17 protein-coding genes are annotated in these 18061 nt (G+C 68.2%); 4 read left to right on the top strand and 13 right to left on the bottom strand.

The annotated features are described in order from the left end of the window. Nucleotides 1-53 precede the first annotated feature (53 nt). Genes ACS0OT_RS18960 through ACS0OT_RS18970 form a run of 3 tightly spaced genes read right to left on the bottom strand, consistent with a single transcriptional unit; the run spans nucleotide 54 to nucleotide 2459 of the window. Entirely contained in the window at nucleotides 54-701 is a 648-nt protein-coding gene (locus ACS0OT_RS18960) for a hypothetical protein (protein ID WP_005420170.1), read from the bottom strand. Then, the gene (locus ACS0OT_RS18965; RefSeq protein ID WP_065177878.1) at nucleotides 701-1879 is read right to left on the bottom strand and encodes a glutathionylspermidine synthase family protein; all 1179 of its coding nucleotides are present in this window, start codon (nucleotides 1877-1879) and stop codon (nucleotides 701-703) included. The genes ACS0OT_RS18960 and ACS0OT_RS18965 overlap by 1 nt, the downstream gene beginning before the upstream one ends. A 7-nt stretch (nucleotides 1880-1886) precedes the next feature. Beyond that, nucleotides 1887-2459 carry a DUF1190 domain-containing protein gene (locus tag ACS0OT_RS18970; RefSeq protein WP_005420172.1) on the bottom strand — a complete coding sequence of 191 codons (573 nt, stop codon included), beginning with the start codon at nucleotides 2457-2459 and terminating at the stop codon, nucleotides 1887-1889. 407 nt (nucleotides 2460-2866) lie between these two features. Between ACS0OT_RS18970 and ilvD the strand changes: the two genes are divergently transcribed. Together ilvD and ACS0OT_RS18980 are read left to right on the top strand one after the other, a co-directional pair. Then, nucleotides 2867-4705: a dihydroxy-acid dehydratase gene (gene ilvD / locus ACS0OT_RS18975; protein WP_065185880.1), complete on the top strand. Its 1839-nt coding sequence runs from the start codon at nucleotides 2867-2869 to the stop codon at nucleotides 4703-4705. Nucleotides 4706-4844: 139 nt separating this feature from the next. Beyond that, entirely contained in the window at nucleotides 4845-5453 is a 609-nt protein-coding gene (locus ACS0OT_RS18980) for a hypothetical protein (protein ID WP_058979311.1), read from the top strand. A 57-nt stretch (nucleotides 5454-5510) separates the two neighbouring features. Here the strand turns inward: ACS0OT_RS18980 and dinG are convergent, their stop codons facing one another. The 3 genes from dinG to aroE all read right to left on the bottom strand — a co-directional run bounded on the left by dinG (nucleotide 5511) and on the right by aroE (nucleotide 8971). Next, a complete protein-coding gene (gene dinG, locus ACS0OT_RS18985) occupies nucleotides 5511-7613 on the bottom strand; it encodes an ATP-dependent DNA helicase DinG (RefSeq protein ID WP_005420175.1) in 2103 nt (700 codons plus the stop codon). Between the two features lie 155 nt (nucleotides 7614-7768). After that, nucleotides 7769-8122, bottom strand: coding sequence for a hypothetical protein (locus tag ACS0OT_RS18990; protein ID WP_005420176.1), 354 nt, complete (start codon nucleotides 8120-8122; stop codon nucleotides 7769-7771). Nucleotides 8123-8125: 3 nt separating this feature from the next. After that, nucleotides 8126-8971 (bottom strand): shikimate dehydrogenase, encoded by an 846-nt coding sequence (gene aroE, locus ACS0OT_RS18995; RefSeq protein WP_005420177.1) that lies wholly within the window; start codon nucleotides 8969-8971, stop codon nucleotides 8126-8128. A gap of 49 nt (nucleotides 8972-9020) precedes the next feature. Between aroE and ACS0OT_RS19000 the strand changes: the two genes are divergently transcribed. After that, entirely contained in the window at nucleotides 9021-9884 is an 864-nt protein-coding gene (locus ACS0OT_RS19000; protein ID WP_065196818.1) for a TolB family protein, read from the top strand. A 97-nt stretch (nucleotides 9885-9981) separates the two neighbouring features. Here the strand turns inward: ACS0OT_RS19000 and ACS0OT_RS19005 are convergent, their stop codons facing one another. From ACS0OT_RS19005 to ACS0OT_RS19020, 4 genes are all read right to left on the bottom strand, one after another. Beyond that, the gene (locus tag ACS0OT_RS19005; RefSeq protein ID WP_005420179.1) at nucleotides 9982-10251 is read right to left on the bottom strand and encodes a hypothetical protein; all 270 of its coding nucleotides are present in this window, start codon (nucleotides 10249-10251) and stop codon (nucleotides 9982-9984) included. Between the two features lie 32 nt (nucleotides 10252-10283). Beyond that, nucleotides 10284-11273, bottom strand: coding sequence for a porphobilinogen synthase (hemB, locus tag ACS0OT_RS19010; RefSeq protein ID WP_005420181.1), 990 nt, complete (start codon nucleotides 11271-11273; stop codon nucleotides 10284-10286). Between the two features lie 19 nt (nucleotides 11274-11292). Next, nucleotides 11293-12210, bottom strand: coding sequence for a bestrophin family protein (locus tag ACS0OT_RS19015; RefSeq protein WP_065177874.1), 918 nt, complete (start codon nucleotides 12208-12210; stop codon nucleotides 11293-11295). Between the two features lie 123 nt (nucleotides 12211-12333). Then, the gene (locus ACS0OT_RS19020; protein ID WP_005420185.1) at nucleotides 12334-12582 is read right to left on the bottom strand and encodes a hypothetical protein; all 249 of its coding nucleotides are present in this window, start codon (nucleotides 12580-12582) and stop codon (nucleotides 12334-12336) included. 186 nt (nucleotides 12583-12768) lie between these two features. Between ACS0OT_RS19020 and ACS0OT_RS19025 the strand changes: the two genes are divergently transcribed. Continuing rightward, complete coding sequence (locus ACS0OT_RS19025; RefSeq protein WP_005420187.1) at nucleotides 12769-13227, top strand: hypothetical protein; 459 nt, start codon at nucleotides 12769-12771, stop codon at nucleotides 13225-13227. Between the two features lie 90 nt (nucleotides 13228-13317). Here ACS0OT_RS19025 and ACS0OT_RS19030 read toward each other — a convergent pair whose 3' ends face one another. From ACS0OT_RS19030 to ACS0OT_RS19040, 3 genes are all read right to left on the bottom strand, one after another. Then, nucleotides 13318-15114 (bottom strand): DUF885 domain-containing protein, encoded by a 1797-nt coding sequence (locus ACS0OT_RS19030; RefSeq protein WP_065185882.1) that lies wholly within the window; start codon nucleotides 15112-15114, stop codon nucleotides 13318-13320. Nucleotides 15115-15181: 67 nt separating this feature from the next. Beyond that, nucleotides 15182-15697 (bottom strand): cytochrome c oxidase assembly factor Coa1 family protein, encoded by a 516-nt coding sequence (locus ACS0OT_RS19035; protein ID WP_065185883.1) that lies wholly within the window; start codon nucleotides 15695-15697, stop codon nucleotides 15182-15184. Between the two features lie 25 nt (nucleotides 15698-15722). Next, nucleotides 15723-17948 carry a S9 family peptidase gene (locus tag ACS0OT_RS19040; protein ID WP_442255935.1) on the bottom strand — a complete coding sequence of 742 codons (2226 nt, stop codon included), beginning with the start codon at nucleotides 17946-17948 and terminating at the stop codon, nucleotides 15723-15725. Nucleotides 17949-18061: the final 113 nt, after the last annotated feature.

The raw sequence follows: 18061 nt of genomic DNA on the forward strand, positions 1-18061 counted from the left end.
GCCTGATTCCTGTAGCGCCGAGCCCATGCTCGGCTGTCGGCCAGCGGCCGGCACTACCCTTGCAGCAAGCGACGCTGCAACCGCTCCACCGCACGCTGCAGCAGCGCCCGGTTGCGGGCCAGCTTCATCCACTGCGGCAGGCGCGAGAACATGGATCGATGATGGCCGCGGCCCTCGCGCAGCGTCGCGCCCGCGTATTCGTGCAGTGCCTGCAGATGTTCGGCGTTGTAGGCCCACAGCAGGCCCGCGCGGGTCGATTCGACCAGGCGCAGCGGCAGACCGAAATGCGGATCGGCAGGCTCGGCGTCACGCAGGGGACGCGTCAACACCGTGACCTCGGTGCTGCGACCGCACTGTGCGCATCGGGCGGGGAAGGATGCAGGCGCGGGGATGCCGGCGGGAATCGGCCGACACACATGCAGCCACTGATGCCCGCAGAATCCACAGGGCTGGCGGCCCAGAATGCGGACCGCACCCACCCAGTCGCCGCTGTCCAATGCAGCGCTGCAAGCGGTGCAGCGGAAACGCGCGGTCCATCGATAGGGTTCCCAGCGGGCGATCACCCAACCGGGGGCATCGCAGCGGTGGCAACGCACCGCGACGCGGTCCGCGAAGGCCTGCAGGCTGCGCCCGTCATCGAAATGCCGGCCCGGCGCGGGCGTGGCACGCCCATGCCGGCCAGGCCAACGCCGCACCGTCATCAGACGTAGATCCGCGTCGGCGCCTCGTCGACGATCGCGTGCGGCACGAACCGCGCACTGTCGCGGGTGATCGCGCTGTCGTCCTCGCGGATGCCGATGCCGCAGGCGTGGTCACCCACCACCCAGCTGCCGATCAGCGGGTAGCCACCTTCGAAGCGGGTCAGCGGATGGGCGCGCTGGATGATCGCCGGGCCGTCATAGGGACCGTCGCTGCGCTGGGTGCTGCCGTCGGCCAGGTGCATCTCGATGTTGGCACCTTCGCGCGAGAACAGCGGCTTGCGCACCCAGCCCGGGGCCAGCGTGCTGCCGTCATCGAAGTGCGCCTCCAGCAGGTTCGGATGGCCTACGTTGCGCTGCCACAGCAACGGCAGGATGCCCTTGTTGCTCAGCACTGCCTTCCACGCCGGTTCCAGCAACTGCACGCCCGAACCGGGCAGCGCGCGGCCGAACTCTTCGGCCATCAGGTCTTCCAGCGGGTACAGCTTGAACAGCGTGCCGATCACCGAATCATCCAGCGCGGTGAAGCGGCCGTCCTCGGACAGGCCGATGTCCTCGATCGCGATGGCCTGGCCATGCAGGCCGGCCTGCGACGCGCAGTCGCGCAGGTAATCGACAGTGCCACGGTCTTCTTCCGAGCTTCCCACCGCGCTGAAGTACAACGGCGGCGGCAGCTGCGTGGCCAGTTCGCCGAAGCGCTCGACCAGCGCCTCATGGATCGCATTGAACTGGTCGGCATGCTGCGGCAGGCGGCCGGCGTTGCGCTGGTCTTCCAGCCACTGCCACTGGAAGAAGCTGGCCTCGAACAGCGAGGTCGGCGTGTCGTAGTTCAGCTCGTACAGCTTGGCCGGGCCGGTGCCGTCGTAGGCCAGGTCCAGGCGGCCGTAAAGGTGCGGCTGGCGCTGGCGCCAGCTGTCGGCGATCCAGTCGCGGTAATGCGACGGAATCGCCAGCTGGTCCATCAACCGCTCGCTGCCGATGACATCACCGACCAGGTCCAGCGCCATCTGGTGCAGCTCGGCACTGGGGTCTTCGATGTCCTGTTCGATCTGGCGCAGGGTGAACGCGTAGTACGCGCTTTCATCCCAGTAGGGCTGGCCATCGATGGTATGGAAACGGAAACCCGCTTCCTCCGCGCGTGCCCGCCACTGGGCACGCTCGGCAATCCGGATGCGCTGCATGGGTCGATCAGCCGCCGTAGCTGCCGCTGGTGCTGCGGCGTGCGCTGGTGTTGCCGAAGCCACCACGGCTGGCAGTGACCGCACGGTTCGGTTCGCTGGTGACCGGTGCCAGACCGGCCTTGCCGGCGCCGATGCCGCTGGCGGTGTTCAGGCCACCGGTGCCGCCCGGTGCCGGGCGCGCCCAGCCAGCGTTCTTGTCCTGGTATGCCGGTGCCGACGCCGGCGCCTGCGGGGCGAGGCCGCCGCGGTTGCTCAGCATCTGCGACATGAAGAAGCCCATCATCATCGGGCCGATGAACGAGGTGCCGGCCGAGGTGTGCTGCTGCACGCACTGCTCCGGCTTGTAATCCTTCTCGCAGGCTTCCTTGCTGGCGTACTTCGGCGCCGCATCGGCGGCCTGCTTCTGCGCTTCGGCAAAGGCATTGCGGCACGACGACGGATCACCGGTGGCCTCGGTGCAGGCCTCGACCGAGGTGTACAGGCCTTCCTGCACCTTCACCTCCGGCTCCTTCTGGCAGGCGGTGAACAGCAGCGGCGCAGCGCTCATCAGCAGCAGCGCGGTGGTGCGGGAACGTTTCATGGCCTCATGCCCTGTATACGGATCAATGCCCAATGATGCCAAATCCTCACCAACAACCGGAATCGGCAAAGCGGGAAAGATGAACGGCCTTTCATTTTCGTCGGCATTGGGGTCAGAGCCCATCGCGCTGCGATGGGATCCGACCCCGGGCGGCACACCGCACTGGTAGGTGCCAACCTTGGTTGGCACACGCCCCGCGGCGCCGCGCTATGCCCGGCGCGCGCAGCCAAGTCTCCGGCGAGAAGCCCCCTTGTTGTTCAAGGGGGCGCGCCGCAGGCGCGGGGATAAGGGGAAATGCGCGGACCACCAAGCCGCCGCAAGCGGTGAAGGTGGTTGCAGCAGCAACCGAAAAAATTGGCCATGATCGGCTGACCCCCACGTCGTACGGCCCGCCCGTTCCGCCAGCCATGCCCGAATACCGTTCCCGCACCTCCACCGCCGGCCGCAACATGGCCGGCGCCCGCGCCCTGTGGCGTGCCACCGGCATGAAGGACGGCGACTTCCACAAGCCGATCATTGCCATCGCCAACTCCTTCACCCAGTTCGTGCCCGGCCACGTGCACCTGAAGGACCTCGGCCAGCTGGTCGCGCGCGAAATCGAACAGGTCGGTGGCGTCGCCAAGGAATTCAACACCATCGCCGTGGACGACGGCATCGCGATGGGCCACGACGGGATGCTGTATTCGCTGCCCAGCCGCGAGATCATCGCCGACGCCGTGGAGTACATGGTCAACGCGCACTGCGCCGACGCGCTGGTGTGCATCAGCAACTGCGACAAGATCACCCCCGGCATGCTGATGGCTGCGCTGCGCCTGGACATCCCGGTGGTGTTCGTCTCCGGCGGGCCGATGGAAGCGGGGAAGACAAAGCTGTCCGAGCACAAGCTGGACCTGGTCGACGCGATGGTGGTGGCCGCCGATGACAGCGCCTCCGACGAGAAGGTCGCGGCCTTTGAACGCAGCGCCTGCCCCACCTGCGGCTCCTGCTCGGGCATGTTCACCGCCAACTCGATGAACTGCCTGACCGAAGCGCTGGGCCTGTCGCTGCCCGGCAACGGCACTACGCTGGCCACCCATGCCGACCGCGAGGCGCTGTTCCGCCGCGCCGGCCGCCTGATCGTCGAGCTCTGCCATCGCTGGTACGGCGGCGAAGACCCGAGCGCGCTGCCGCGCGGGATCGCCACCCAGGCCGCGTTCGCCAACGCGATGACCCTGGACATCGCCATGGGCGGCTCCACCAACACCATCCTGCATCTGCTGGCCGCAGCGCAGGAAGCGGAGGTCGACTTCGACCTGACCCACATCGACGCGCTGTCGCGACGCGTCCCGCAGCTGTGCAAGGTGGCGCCGAACACACCGAAGTACCACATCGAGGACGTGCACCGCGCCGGCGGCGTGTTCGGCATCCTCGGTGAACTGGATCGCGCCGGCCTGCTCGATACCACAGTGCCGACCGTGCACAGCGCCAGCCTGGCCGAAGCGCTGGAACGCTGGGACGTGGCGCGCAGCGACAACGACACCCTGCATACCTTCTTCAAGGCCGGCCCGGCCGGCATCCCCACCCAGGAGGCCTTCAGCCAGGCCACGCGCTGGCCCGCGCTGGACCTGGACCGCGCCGAGGGCTGCATCCGCTCGCTGCAGCATGCGTATTCGCTGGAAGGTGGCCTGGCTGTGCTGCGCGGCAATCTGGCCGTCGATGGCTGCGTGGTGAAAACCGCCGGCGTGGACGAATCGATCCATGTGTTCGAAGGCCCCGCACGCGTCTACGAAAGCCAGGACGCCGCCGTCGCCGGCATCCTCGCCGACGAGGTGCAGCCGGGCGAGGTGGTGGTGATCCGCTACGAAGGGCCGAAGGGCGGCCCGGGCATGCAGGAGATGCTGTACCCGACCAGCTACCTGAAGTCGAAGGGACTGGGCAAGCAGTGCGCGCTGCTCACCGATGGCCGCTTCTCCGGTGGCACCTCGGGGTTGTCGATCGGCCACGTTTCGCCGGAAGCGGCCAGTGGCGGCGCGATCGGGCTTGTGGAAGACGGTGACCGCATCCGCATCGACATCCCGGCCCGCCGCATCGACCTGTTGCTGGATGAGGCCACGCTGGTCCAGCGCCGCAGCGAGGCCGATGCACGCGGCTGGAAACCGCGTGCGCCGCGCCCGCGCAAGGTCACCAGCGCGTTGAAGGCCTACGCTCTGCTCGCCACCAGCGCCGACAAGGGCGCCGTACGCAACACCGCCCTGCTCGGCGATTGATCCCTGCGCGGTAGTGCCGGCCGCTGGCCGGCATCTGCACGCCGCGTCCCACATCATTGAGGTTGCCGGCCAGCGGCCGGCACTACCCGTCGTGATCCGTTATGGTGGCCAGGAGGTCATCAACACGGAGGTTGAGAGGATGTTGCTTTTCTTTGCACTGGCCGCTGCCATGGGCACGTCAGCAGAACCACCCAAAGCACCCGACTGCAGCTACGACCGTGCAGCGATGCTGGCGATGGAACCGGATGCGTTCGATCAGGACCTGGAAGGTGGCTGGCGCACGCTGGCCGACCGTGGCTGCCACCGTGAAGCCGCTGATCTGCTCGCCGCCTATGCTGTGCTGCCCAAGGCTGCGGGCAACACCATGATTCTGTGGCATGAAAGCCAGATGCGTGCGGAGGCGGGCCAGTACCCGGAGGCGGTGGCGCTGATGCAGCGCACCTACAAGCCCACCGCCACCGACCCCGGTTACTGGAACGCCTACGTGGACGGCACGATCGCCTTCCTGCAGCGTGATCGTGCGGCGCTGGAGAAAGCGCGAGCAAGGTTGATTGCGATTCCTGCGCCGGAGCAGATTGCCAAGGCGCTGAAGGATGGGCGTTATCATTTCACGACCGCCGGCGGGCAGAAGGTGGATGTGCCGTGGCCGCCCAACCTGGACGTGCTCGATGGCTTCCTGCGCTGCTTTGATCGCGATTACCACAATGCGATGGGCAACCAGGCCTGCCGGAATCCGGAGGGCGATTGAGCGACAGAGGGCGTGGTCGGGTCAGAGCCCTTCCTTCGGAAGGGATCCGACCCCGTCTCAGCCGATCACGCGCTTGAACGGCGGCAGCGCGTCGATGATGCGCTTGCCGTAGCGGCGGGTCAGCAGCCGCGAATCGAGGATGATCACGCGGCCGGTGTCGGTGGAGGTGCGGATCAGGCGGCCGGCGAACTGGGTCAACGTGCGCAGCGCGTGCGGAATGGCGATCAGGTTGAACGCATTGAGCCCGCGGCCTTCGAACCATTCGCTGAGCGTGGCGGTCTGCGGATCGGTCGGCACCGCGAACGGTACCTGGGTGATCACCACCGTGGTGCAGGCTTCGCCGGGCAGGTCGAGGCCTTCGCCGAACGAGTTCAGGCCGAACAGTACCGAGCCTTCGCCGGCAGCGACGCGGCGCAGGTGCTCTTCGATCAGCCGGGTCTTGGACATCTCGCCCTGTACCAGCACCTGCTTGCGCCGCGCGGCCGGCATCAGCCCGGCCACCTTTTCCATCTTCCAGCGCGAGGTGAACAGCACCATCGAGCCCTTGGCCCAATCCAACTCGGTGTCGAGGTAGCGCGCCACTTCGCGGGGATGGCCTTCGCGGTCGTCGGGGGTGACCGGGAACCTGGGCACGATCAGCTCGGCCTGGTTGGGCAGGTCGAACGGCGACGACAGCGAGACCATCTCGGCCTCTTCCGGAATGCCGTTGTCGATCGCCAGCGACTGGAAATCGCCACCGCCGGTCAGCGTCGCCGAGGTCATCACCACCGAGTCCACCTCATCCCACAGCAGCTTGCGCAGCACGTGCGCGGCCGATACCGGCGAGCCGTGCAGCACCAGGTCGCCGTCGCGGGTGGCGGTGACCCAGCGCGCCATCGGCGGCGCGCCGTCCTTGTCCTCGCGGCGCCAGGCCTGCCACAGGTTGTACTGTTGCTCGATCATTTCCAGCGCCATGCCCAGGTTGCGCTGCAGGCGCTCGCGCGCGGCGTCGTCCGGCTTGCCCTTGGCCACCTGCGCGGTAGCGGCATGCGCCCAGTTGTAGAGGCTGCGGGTCTCGTCGGCCAGTGCCTCGATCGGCTCGCGCCAGGCCTCCGGCAAACGGCCGTTGGCCGCGCGCCACATCGGCTCCTCGTCCGCTGGCGCCGGCATCCACACCCGCTCGATGTGATCGCGGAACGCGCGCAGCTGCTTGGCGACGTTGCTGGCGACCTCGATCGCTTCGTTCGGCAGCAGGTTGCCGAGGCGGTCCTTGTCGACCGCGCGGTAGGCACCGGCAATCAGGATCTGCAGGCGCCCGGTGCGCTTGGCCATTTCATCCAGCGCCAGGCTGGCCGCGCCCTGGTCGATCGCCACGTTGCCGATGTGATGGCCTTCGTCCAGCACCAGCAGCATGTCCGACGGCGGCGCGATCAACGGCTGGCCGTTGTCGCTGTCGCCGATCGACAGCGCCGACAGCAGCAGCGCGTGGTTGGTGACCACGATCTGCGCATCGCGCACGGTGTTGCGTGAACGCAGCACCGCGCACTGCGCCGAATACGCACAACGGCGCCCGGCGCAGCCCGAGGCCGGCGTGGTGATGCGGCTGCGCAGGCCGGGACTGATGGTCTCCGGCGCATTGTCGATATCGCCGTCCCAGCTGCCGCCGGTGAAGGCATCGGTCAGGCGCTTGGCGATGTCCATCTCGATCGGCGCCAGCGGCCGGTCGAACAGTGGTGCATCATCCTCGAACATGCCGCCCTGCGAGCCCTCGCCCTGTGCTTCGGCGGCGTTACGCGTGCACAGGTAGCGGGTACGGCCCTTGGCCAGCGCCACGGTTGCTTCCAGGCCGGTGGCCTTGAGGAAATTCGGGATATCGCGCTCGACCAGCTGCGACTGCAGCGCCACGGTGCCGGTGCTGATCACCAGCTTCTTCTTGCTGGCCAGCGCAATCGGTACGCCCGCAGTGAGGTAACCCAGGCTCTTGCCGACGCCGGTCGGCGCCTCGACCACGCCAACGCCGCCGCTCTTCGACAGCGCGCGTGACACCACGCCGATCATCTGGCTCTGCGAGCGGCGGGTGGAGAAGCCGGGAGTATTGGCCTGCAGCGTCGTGTACGCCTTGCGGATCGCGTCCTTCAAGGGGTCATCGAGCGTGCGCGGAGCGGCGACGGTTTCGGTCACGCCGGGAATTACCGTGGCTGGATCGGGCCGGTCATTGTCGCATGGCCGGCCATGTCCGCCGCCGCTGGCTGCCTGAACGGGGCAGCGGCGACGCCCGGCGGCTGGATGAACACGCCGGACGCTGCTGGCGACGGCCCTGGGCCGTCACCGCGGTGTCACTGCACCGCGTTGCCGCGCAGCCGCAGCAGGCGCACCAGCGCCCACACCAGCAGCACCACGCCGATGGCCTCGACCATTGCCAGCGCGAAATGCAGCACGCCGAGGATGGCGCTCAGGCTCGACACGGCACTGAAATCACCACTGCGGACCATCCACATCGGCAGGATGCCCGCCGCCATCCCACCGAGGCTGGTCAACAGCAACAGCAGCAGGCCGACCAGGGCGCCGGTGCGGGTCGCATCGCGCGGCGCACCGACCACCCAGACCAGGCCGACGCACAGCGCGATCAGCACCGGCAGGCGCACACCGACCATGCTCAGCACGGTCACCATCAAGGTCGTGCCGTCCATCGATCAGTCCTCGCCGGCCAACACAGCCGGGCCCTGGCGCAGCGCCTGGTAGACCTCGTCGGTCTGCGGGCGTACGCCGTGCCACTGCAGGAAGCTCTCGGCGGCCTGTTCGACCAGCATGCCCAGGCCATCCACGGTGTTGCGGCAGTTCGCCGCGCGTGCCCATGCCAGGAAGGCGATCGCCGCCTCGCCGTAGTTCAGGTCGACGGCGGTGGTCATCGAGTTGACCAGCGACAGCGGCAGCTTGAACTCGACATCGCGGTCGCGGCCCGCCGAGGTGGCGTTGACGATCAGTTCAAAGTCGCCCAGGTCGCGCAGGTCCTCCCAGTAGCGGCTGATCGCGCGGCCCGGTTCGCCCATGGCATCGATCAGCTCGTCGGCACGTTCCGGCGTGCGGTTGACCACCACCAGTTCGGTGATGCCGGCATCGAGCAGCGCCGGGGCGACGCTGCGCGCCGAGCCACCGGCACCGATCATCAGCACGCGACGGCCGCGCAGGTCCAGGCCGTGGCGGTCGGTCAGGTCGCGCACCAGGCCGATGCCATCGGTGGTGTCGCCGTGCCAACGGTCGCCCTTGCGCAGCAGCGTGTTGACCGATCCGGCGCGGCGCGCCCGTGCGGTCAGCGTGGTGCACACCGAGAACGCGGTTTCCTTGTGCGGCAGGGTGACGTTCGCACCGACACCGCCCTCGGCAGCGAAGGCCTCCAGGCCGGCCAGGAACGCCTCCGGGGCCAGGTCGATCGCGCGATAGTCGATGGCGATGCCTTCCTGGCGACCGAACGACGCATGGATCTGCGGCGACTTCGAATGGGCGACGGGGTGTCCGAAGACGGCGTAACGGTCGGTCATGGAATCCTCAAGCTGGCTAGACTGATGCTCTGTTCGTGCATGGAACCGGATGATGCGCATCACCCCGCCCCTGCTGGTGCTTGCCGCCAGTCTACTCTCTGCCCCCGTGGCGATGGCGTTGAACGAGTACGGCATCGAAGGCATGGGCGTGGTCTCGACCCGCGCAGACGAGGGTCGCGCCACGATCAGCGCCGATGGCCAGCGCATCGTTTTCGCCCGCCGCGACGAAGCCGGCTGGGGCCTCTGGGAGGCACGCGTGGTCGACGGTCGTTGGCAGCAGGCACAGGCACTGCCGGTCGGCGTGGCCGGTGAAGCCCGTGATCCCTACTTCAGCCGTGATGGCCGCTGGCTGCTGTTCGCGGCCGGCCGCGAGGGCGCGCTGGCGCTGTACCGCGCTGCGCTGGCCACCGATGGCCGGCTGGGCCCAGCGCAGCCGCTGGGCGGTGACGGCGGGCGCCGGGAAGAGCGCGGACCGGCCCTGAGCGCGGATGGCAAGCAGCTGTTGTTTGCCCGCCAGCAGGGCCATGGCGCCGGCTGGGACCTGTTCGTAGCGACGCTGGATGCGCAGGGCCTGCGTGGCCCGGCCACCGCACTGAGCGCGCTGAACAGCGCCGACGACGAGACCGACGGCGACTGGCTGGGCCATGACGGCGCCGTGGTGTTCAGCCGCGGCCACGGCAGTACCGCGCAGGTCTGGAGCAGCGGCTGTGCGTGGAGCGGTGTGGCGCTGCAGCCGCTGGGACTATCGTTCAACCAGGCCGGCGGCTGGACCGGCACGCCGGTGATCGACAACGCCAGGCCCGGCGAGATGATGGTGGCCAGCAGCGCGGCAAAGGCGCCGCGCGCCGGTGGCGTGGACGTGTACCGGTTGGCGGTGCCCAGGGTGGCGGCGGTGGCCGGGTGCGTGCGGTAGATCCACGCCATGCGTGGATGGCGCCCGCGAAGGGGTCGCCCGCGAAGGGGTCAGAGCCCTTTCCTGCGGAAAGGGATCCGACCCCGGGGATTGCCCGTCAGCGCGACAGCACCTTGGCGCGCAACTGCTCGTACTCCATCTCGCTCAGCTGGCCGTTGTCCTTGCGCTGGTTCAACGCAGCCAGCTCGGCCTGCACGCTGTCCGGCAGGGCCTGCTCACGGGCTACGTGGCGGGCGGCGGAAAGCTGCTCCGGCGGGCGCTTGCCAGCCCGCCAGGCGGCGATGAAGACACCGACGATGATGGCACCGAACACCAGGACACCGGTGCCCCAGATCAGCCATTGCATCCATCCCAGTTCGGGTCCCATCGCGCAGTCCTCCGTCTATCGTGGCGCTATTGTCAGCGCTCGCGCAGCCATCGCGCCACCTGCGGCGCGAAATAGGTCAGCACGCCATCGGCACCGGCCCGCTTGAAGCCCAGCAGCGACTCCAGCACGCAGGCACGCTCGTCCAGCCAGCCGTTGGCGAAGGCGGCCTTCATCATCGCGTACTCGCCACTGACCTGGTAGGCGAAGGTCGGCACGCCGAACGTGTCCTTCACCCGGCGCACCAGGTCCAGGTACGGCATGCCCGGCTTGACCATCACCATGTCGGCGCCCTCTTCCAGGTCCAGCGCGATCTCGCGCAGGGCCTCGTCGCCGTTGGCCGGGTCCATCTGGTAGGTCTTCTTGTCGGCCTTGCCGAGGCTGGCCGCGCTGCCCACCGCATCACGGAACGGGCCGTAGAACGCCGAGGCGTACTTGGCCGAGTAGGCCATGATGCGCACGTTGATGTGGTTGTCGGCATCCAGCGCACGGCGGATCGCGCCAATGCGGCCGTCCATCATGTCCGACGGCGAGACGATGTCCACACCGGCCTCGGCGTGCGACACCGACTGCTTGACCAGCGCTTCGACCGTGATGTCGTTCAGCACATAGCCCTTGTCGTCGATGATGCCGTCCTGGCCGTGGGTGGTGTACGGGTCCAGCGCCACGTCGGTCATCACGCCCAGTTCCGGGAAGCGCGACTTCAGCGCGCGGATCGCACGCTGCGCCAGGCCGTCCTCGGCCCACGCCGCCGACGCGTCCAGCGACTTCAGCGACGGGTCGATCACCGGGAACAGGTCGATCACCGGAATGCCAAGTTCCAGCGCTTCTTCGGCCACCTTCAGCAGCTCTTCGATCGACAGCCGCTCCACGCCCGGCATCGACGGCACTGCGGTGCGGCCCGCCAGTTCGTGCACGAACACCGGGTAGATCAGGTCGTCGGTGGTCAGCGTGTTCTCGCGCATCAGGCGGCGCGAAAACTCGTCGTGGCGCATGCGGCGCGGGCGGTAAAGCGGATGGGACATGGCAGGCTCCGAGGAGTGGCTATTGCAACAGATAACCCTGCGGCAGCAGGGGTTCGGGCAAGGGGCGTTCGCCGAGCGCGTCGAGCTGGTCGATCTCGATCGTGCGCACCAGCGCGTCCAGCGGCAGGTCGTTCGGCTCCAGGCCGAACGGGTCTTCCATTTCTTCGCCCAGCTGGTCCAGGCCGAAGAAGGCATAGGCCAGCACCGCCGACAGCACCGGCGTGCCCCAGCCCAGCGAACTGGCCAGGCCGAACGGCAGCAGCACGCAGAACATCCATGCGCAGCGATGCAGCAGCAGGGTGTAGGCGAACGGCAGCGGCGTGGTGAGGATGCGCTCGCAGCCGGCCTGGATCGACGACATCGCGTGCAGGCGCTCCTCCAGCTGGGTGTAGAGAATCGGATCGAGCTCGCCGGCGCGCAGCGCCTGGGCCAGCTCGGCAGCGATCATCGACAGCAATGCATCCGGCACGTTCTCGCGCTGGCCCAGCTGCTCGCGTTGCGGCTTGTCCAGCCATGGCAAGGCGGCCAGGGCCACGATGCGTCCACGCAGGCGCGCGGCCAGCGCATGGGCGAACGCGGTGGTGAGGTACGCGATGCGGCGACGGCGGCCGCTGTCATCGGCCAGCAGCAGGTGCACCTGGCGGGCCAGCGAACGTGATTCGTAGACCAGCTGGCCCCACAGCTTGCGGCCTTCCCACCAGCGGTCATAGCAGGCGCTGTTGCGGAAGCTGAGGAAGATCGACAGGACCAGGCCGAGCAGGGTGAACGGCGTGACCGACACGCGTTCGATGCCGGTCGGCGGGGCCAGTTCCACCACGGCCGCCACGGCAATGGACAGGATCAGGATGGCCAGCACCTTCGGCGCGATCGCTTTGACGATCGAGCCGCGCAGGATGTACAGCAGTTGCCAGCCGTGGGGACGGGGTCGGATGATCATCGGGCAGCCGCGCCAGGCGCGGAATCACAGGCACGCGGGGGGCTCGCGCAGCCGCTCATTGTACGCCCCTGCCCGGCCAGCAGCCGTGTACCTGCGACGCCCGGTCGCACCGGGTGCCGGGATTCAGATCACGCCGCCGCCCAGGCCCAGGCGCAGGATGCCGACCACCACCACGATGCCGTTCAGCACCAGCCCGGCCCAGGCCCGACCGCGCTTGGTCGGGTGGGTAAACAGGATGCCCAGCGCGGCGATCACCGCGCCGACGGCGGCGAACGGGATCAGGAACCAGTTGCCCCAGCCAAGCAGCGGAATCAGCGCCAGGATCATCCACAACAGCGCCAGTACGCCCCACAACAGACTGATCACGCCCATTCCGCTCTCCCGCAGTTGGTTCCTGTCTGTCCACCATAGTCGTTCACGCGGTCGCCGCCTACTGCCGTTGGCGGGGCTGTCACCCGACGCGTGCTAGCGTGCTGCCGTGGGTGCCCGGGCCCGGGTGTTGGCGCCGATTCAGAGTGGCCCACCGAAGATCGCAACCAGTCCTACAGGGGTCGTGCCATGAACATCCGTTGGGCCGCGCTGGCGGCCATCCTGCTGGTCGCCGCCGGTTGTGCCAGCACCTCCAAGGTCATGCTGGGGCGCGCCCGCGCGCCGATCGATCCGGCACTGGTGCAGATCTATTCCACGCCACCGGCCGGCTCGCAGGAAATCGCGCAGCTGGAATCGGCATCTGCCGTGGGCTTCGGCACGCAGGGCCAGACCGATGCTGCGGTGGCACGCCTGAAGCGTGAAGCGGCGGCACTGGGCGCCAATGGCGTGGTGCTGATGGGCGTGGGCAGCAGCGGCTCACCGGTGGGCATGTCGGTGGGCGCCGGCACCTTCGGCTCGCATGTGGGCGGTGGCGTCGGCATCGGCATTCCGACCACGCAGAAGCGCGCCGCCGGCGTGGCGATCTGGGTACCCAATCCGGAACCGCCGGCACGGTTGCCGACCCAAGTGATCACGCCGCAGCGGTGATGCAGTAGATCCACGCCATGCGTGGATGGACATTGACGCACGGGGTCAGAGCCCTTTCCTGCGGAAAGGGATCCGACCCCGGCGCGGGCATCACTTGTACTTCGGCACGAACACCTTGTTCACCGCGTCGGCCAGCTGGTCCGGCGGCAGCAGGCCCTGGTCGAGCAGGAAGTTGTTGAACGCCAGGCGGTCGAACTTCGCGCCCAGTGCCAGCTCGGTCTGCATGCGCAGTTCGAGGATGCGGGTGTAGCCATAGAAGTAGCTGCCCGCCTGGCCCGGCATGCGCACCATGTAACGGTCCAGTTCCTGGGTGGCCATCGCCTTGGACAGGCCGACCTGCTCCATCAGCACACGTTCGCCGTTGGCGCGGTCGGTCAGGCCGAGGTTGAGCATCGGGTCAAGCATTGCGCGTGCGGCCCGCAGCAGGCGGAACTGCAGGGCGATCATCTGCCCGTCCAGCGGCTCGTACGGCACCATCTCGGCCTCGGCATACAGGGCCCAGCCTTCAACATTCACCGAATTGAACGCGAACATGGTGCGTGCCAGCGAGACACCACGCTCGACCATCGCGGTGAACTGCAGCTCGTGGCCGGGGCGGCCTTCATGCGCGCTCAGCGTCCATGCCGCCGCACCGAAGTTGAAATCGTCGTATTGTGCGCCCGGGCCCGCCGCCGGGTTGCCCAGCGGCAGCACGAAGGTGCCCTGCTGCCCGGTGTTGTTGACCAGCGGCGCCGGCAGGAAATGCGGGGCCGGGCTGGCCGCGCTCTCGGCGGCCGAACCCAGGCGCATCTGCATGGCGCGCTTGGGCACGTCGACGATGGCATGCTCGCGGATCAGCGGATCGATCGCATCGATCACCTTGCGGTAGTGGCCTTCCAGCTGGTCGTCGGCGATCTTGTCGGCCTTCAGCGCGCGGATCACCGCCACCGGGTCGCTCGGGTCGGCCACCTTCAGGCCCTTGTCCTTCACCACAAGCGGCGCCAGCTGCTGCATCGCCGAGCGGGTTTCCATGAACTCCAGCTGCGCGCGCTGCATCAGCAGCTTCGGGTCGATATCGATGCCGACCTGCTTGAGCTGGTAGGCGTACAGCGGCGCCGGCAGGCGCGCGTCGGTGCGTGCCTTCGGCAGCACGTCCTTGCGGGTCCAGGCGGCGTAGTCCTTCATCTGCCCGGCCAGGGCCTTCATCGCCTCATCGGCGCCGGCGATCTGGTACTTCTTCAGCAGCGACTCGATGCCGGTGATGTACGTCTCGACATTGTCCAGCGATTGCTGCACTTCGATCTTCGTCGGCTGCAGCAGGCTGCCGTCCTTCAAGCGCTCTTCGTAACGCTGGCGGGCCAGCGTGGTAAACGCGGTGCCACCCGGCTGCAGCCCGGCGTAGGCCTTGAGGCGGTCGATCGCCTTGGCCCGGCGCTCGGCCGGCACCTGGTCGGACAGCAGCAGGTTGAGGCCGCTGAAGATGGTCTGCGGCGCGTCACTCCATGGCAGCAGGTACTTCTCGTTGAGCTCGCTGCCTTCGATGTTCTGGTTGGCGGCGTGGATCATGATCTCCAGGTCCTGGCGGACGTTGGGATCCTGCTCGGTGGCCAGCTTGGCTTTCAGTTCATCGCGGGCCTTGGCCATCGCGGCGCGGTAGCGCTTGCCATTGTCCGCACCGAGGTCGGCCACCTTGTCGTCATAGCCGGGCACGCCGAAGAAGCCGGTTTCTTCCGGCTGGAACGGGCCCTGCGCATCAAGCAGGATCTGCGCCAGTGCGTTGCTGCGGGCCACCCAGGCCGGGCTGGCCGGAGTAGCGGCCTTGGCGGCGGGTGCCGCCAGCGCCGGCGGTGCGGACATCAGCGGGGCGGCAGTCAGGGCCAGGGCAACGGCCAACGCGATCGGCTTCATGGTGCACTCCAGGACAGGGTTGCCCGCACCCTACGCGCTCAGCGCTGTGGCGACAATCGGCCGGAGGTCACAACGCCCCGGCCAGCGGGCATTCGCCGCGTTCGCGGCAGGCCTGCAGCTCGCATTCCTGCGCGGCCTCGTCATCATCCAGCGCGGTCAGGTCGAACGTCTGCTTGTTCTCGCCCAGCACATACATCACCGGATAGTCCCAGACGTCGTCGCTGCGGGTGCCCTTCACGAACAGCCGGCCGTGCGCGCGCGGGCCTTCCAGGGCCACGGTCAGGCCGACGTCGCGCTGGCCGTTGATCGCGGTCTGCATGCTGCCCAGCGGCATCGACTCGGCACGCAGCGGCTCGCCGAAGGCTTCCACCAGTTCGATGCTGCATCCAGCGCGGCGCATCGCCTCGCGCATCGGCGGGCTCTCGCGTGCGGCCTCGCTCCAGCGCAGCACGCTCCAGGCCACCACGCCACCGGCACCGGCCAACACCAGCAGCACGGCCAGCGGCATCGCCCAGCGCCAGTGACGGGACCACCAGCCGGCAGGCTTCGGGCCATGGGTGGGAATCGGCGGCGGCAGTGTCATCGGCGGGCTCCTTCCCGTTTGTGCATCAGGGCTTCAGGCAGCGTCCCAGGAAGGCTTCGGCCACACGGTAGCGATGCAGGGCATCGGCGCCGGACAGGCCATGCTTGGCACCCGGATAGGTCATCAGCTCGAACGGCTGGCCGCGCTTCTGCAGCGCGCTCATCAGGCTGGTCGAGTTGGTGAACAGCACGTTGTCATCGGCCATGCCGTGGATCAGCAGCAACGGCGAACGCAGGCCTTCGATATGGGTCAGCACGCGCGCTTCGCGGTACCCCGCTTCGTTGCGCGCCGGCAGGTCCATGTAGCGTTCGGTGTAGTGGCTGTCATACAGGCCCCAATCGGTGACCGGTGCGCCGGCCACGCCACAGGCGTACTGGTTCGATGCCTTGGCCAGCAGCATCAGAGTCATGTAACCGCCGTTGGACCAGCCCTGCACGCCGATGCGCGCCGGGTCCACCCACGGCTGCTGCTTCAGCCAGGCCACGCCGCGCAGCTGGTCGGTCACTTCCACCGTGCCCTGCTTCCCGTACAGCGCACCACCGAAGTCGCGGCCACGGCGCGGAGTACCGCGGTTGTCCAGCGAGAACACCACGTAGCCCTGTTGGGCCAGGTACTGGTTGAACAGATGGTCGCCGCGGCCGGGCCAGCTGTCGGTGACGGTCTGGCTGGCCGGGCCGCCGTAGACGTACACCGCCACCGGGTAGCGCTTGGACGGATCGAAGCCGGCCGGCTTGATCAGGCTGTAGTTCAACGGGGTCTTGCCGTCGGCAGCCATCAACGTGCCGAACTCGACCGGGCGCTGCGCATCGCGGTAGCGCGCATACGGGTGCTTGGGATCGGTCAGGTCGTTCTCGACCAGCGTGGCGATCTTCTCGCCGTTGGCGCGGAACAGTTCGATCTGCGGCGGCGTGGTGCTGTTGGACCAGCTGTCCACGTAGACGCTGGCATTGCGGGCGAAGCTGGCGCTGTGCATGCCCGGCGCCTTCGACAGGCGCTGCGGCTCACCGCCCTGCAGCGACACCGCGTAGATCTGGCTTTCGCGCGAGGTCTCGATGCCAGCACGGAAGTAGGCCTTGCCGGCCTTCTCATCGACCGCCAGCAGTTCGTCCACCGGCCAGTTGCCATGGGTCAGCGCAGTGGCCTTGCCCTTGTCATCGATGCGGTACAGGTGCTGGAAGCCGGTGCGCTCGGACGACCACAGCACGCTGCCATCTTCAAGGAAGCGCAGGCTGTTGTGCAGCGGCACCCAGGTCGGGCTGGTCTCGTGGGCGAGCACGCGCTGGCGGTTGGAGTCGAGCGCCACTTCGACCAGGTCCAGCTGCTTCTGGTCACGCGACTGGCGCTGGAAACTCAGGTGCTGCGCATCGCGCCAATCGACGCGGGCCAGGTAGATGTCCTGTTCCTTGCCCAGGTCGATCCAGCGCGGCTGCGCATCGGCGGCCGGTGCGATCACGCCCAGCTGCACGCGCACGTTGGCGTCGCCGGCGGCCGGGTAACGCTGTTCGATCACGTCGGTGCGGTCGGCATAGACCTCGTAGCGCTTCTGCACCGGCACCGGCGCCTCGTCGATGCGGGCGAAGGCGATGGCCGAATCATCCGGCGCCCACCAGTAACCGGTGTGGCGATCCATTTCCTCATCGGCGACGAACTCGGCCACGCCGTTGCCGATGGTGGTGCTGCCGTCGCGGGTCAGCTGCAGCTGCTTGCCACTGGCCAGGTCGATCACCCACAGGTTGCGGCCGCGGATGAAGCTGACGAAGCCGCCCTGGGGCGACAGCTTGGCGTCGGTGGCGAAGCCTTCACCGTGGGTCAGCTGGCGCACGGCCGCCTGGCCCTGCTGCTTGAGGTCGTACAGGTAGAGTTCGCCGCCCAACGGGAACAGCAGGCGCTGCGCGTCCGGCGACCACTGGTAATCGACGATGCCGGTCATCGCGGCGATGCGCTGGCGCTCGCGTCGGGCCTTTTCCTCATCGCTGAGGGTCTCGGTGCCGGGCAGCACGACCTTGGAATCAACCAGCAGGCGGGTCTGGCCGCTGCCGATGTCGTAGGTCCACAGGTCCAGCTGGTTGCGGTCGCTGTCCTTGCCGCGCAGGAAGCTGACCTGCGAACCGTCCGGCGCCACCTTGGGCTTCATCAGGGTCGGGCCGGACAACGGCAGGGGGCCGGTGATGGCTTCCAGGGTCAGCTTTTCGGCGTGGGCGGCGGTACTGGTGGCGAGCATGAGGGCAAGCGAAGCGAACAGGTGGCGCATGGAGGATCCCGGCAAACGGCAGGTCCGCCTCCACGCGGGGCGCGGGACGGTCGTGCCCCCATCCTAACCAAGCCCGTGCGGGAAGGCAGCATGACCTTCTGCCCATAAGCAGT

Origin of the sequence: Stenotrophomonas maltophilia group sp. RY12688, assembly GCF_052149045.1 — a bacterium.
In the GTDB taxonomy this organism is placed as follows: Bacteria; Pseudomonadota; Gammaproteobacteria; order Xanthomonadales; family Xanthomonadaceae; genus Stenotrophomonas; species Stenotrophomonas sepilia.

Bases quoted from the DNA above. Each gene is read 5' to 3' on its own strand.
- ACS0OT_RS19015 (WP_065177874.1), bottom strand. From the start codon at position 12,210: ATGATCATCCGACCCCGTCCCCACGGCTGGCAACTGCTGTACATCCTG.
- ACS0OT_RS19005 (WP_005420179.1), bottom strand. From the start codon at position 10,251: ATGGGACCCGAACTGGGATGGATGCAATGGCTGATCTGGGGCACCGGT.
- ACS0OT_RS19025 (WP_005420187.1), top strand. From the start codon at position 12,769: ATGAACATCCGTTGGGCCGCGCTGGCGGCCATCCTGCTGGTCGCCGCC.
- ACS0OT_RS18990 (WP_005420176.1), bottom strand. From the start codon at position 8,122: ATGGACGGCACGACCTTGATGGTGACCGTGCTGAGCATGGTCGGTGTG.
- hemB (WP_005420181.1), bottom strand. From the start codon at position 11,273: ATGTCCCATCCGCTTTACCGCCCGCGCCGCATGCGCCACGACGAGTTT.
- aroE (WP_005420177.1), bottom strand. From the start codon at position 8,971: ATGACCGACCGTTACGCCGTCTTCGGACACCCCGTCGCCCATTCGAAG.
- ACS0OT_RS18980 (WP_058979311.1), top strand. From the start codon at position 4,845: ATGTTGCTTTTCTTTGCACTGGCCGCTGCCATGGGCACGTCAGCAGAA.
- ACS0OT_RS18965 (WP_065177878.1), bottom strand. From the start codon at position 1,879: ATGCAGCGCATCCGGATTGCCGAGCGTGCCCAGTGGCGGGCACGCGCG.
- ACS0OT_RS19040 (WP_442255935.1), bottom strand. From the start codon at position 17,948: ATGCGCCACCTGTTCGCTTCGCTTGCCCTCATGCTCGCCACCAGTACC.
- ACS0OT_RS19035 (WP_065185883.1), bottom strand. From the start codon at position 15,697: ATGACACTGCCGCCGCCGATTCCCACCCATGGCCCGAAGCCTGCCGGC.
- ilvD (WP_065185880.1), top strand. From the start codon at position 2,867: ATGCCCGAATACCGTTCCCGCACCTCCACCGCCGGCCGCAACATGGCC.
- ACS0OT_RS19020 (WP_005420185.1), bottom strand. From the start codon at position 12,582: ATGGGCGTGATCAGTCTGTTGTGGGGCGTACTGGCGCTGTTGTGGATG.
- ACS0OT_RS19030 (WP_065185882.1), bottom strand. From the start codon at position 15,114: ATGAAGCCGATCGCGTTGGCCGTTGCCCTGGCCCTGACTGCCGCCCCG.
- ACS0OT_RS18970 (WP_005420172.1), bottom strand. From the start codon at position 2,459: ATGAAACGTTCCCGCACCACCGCGCTGCTGCTGATGAGCGCTGCGCCG.
- ACS0OT_RS19000 (WP_065196818.1), top strand. From the start codon at position 9,021: ATGATGCGCATCACCCCGCCCCTGCTGGTGCTTGCCGCCAGTCTACTC.
- ACS0OT_RS18960 (WP_005420170.1), bottom strand. From the start codon at position 701: ATGACGGTGCGGCGTTGGCCTGGCCGGCATGGGCGTGCCACGCCCGCG.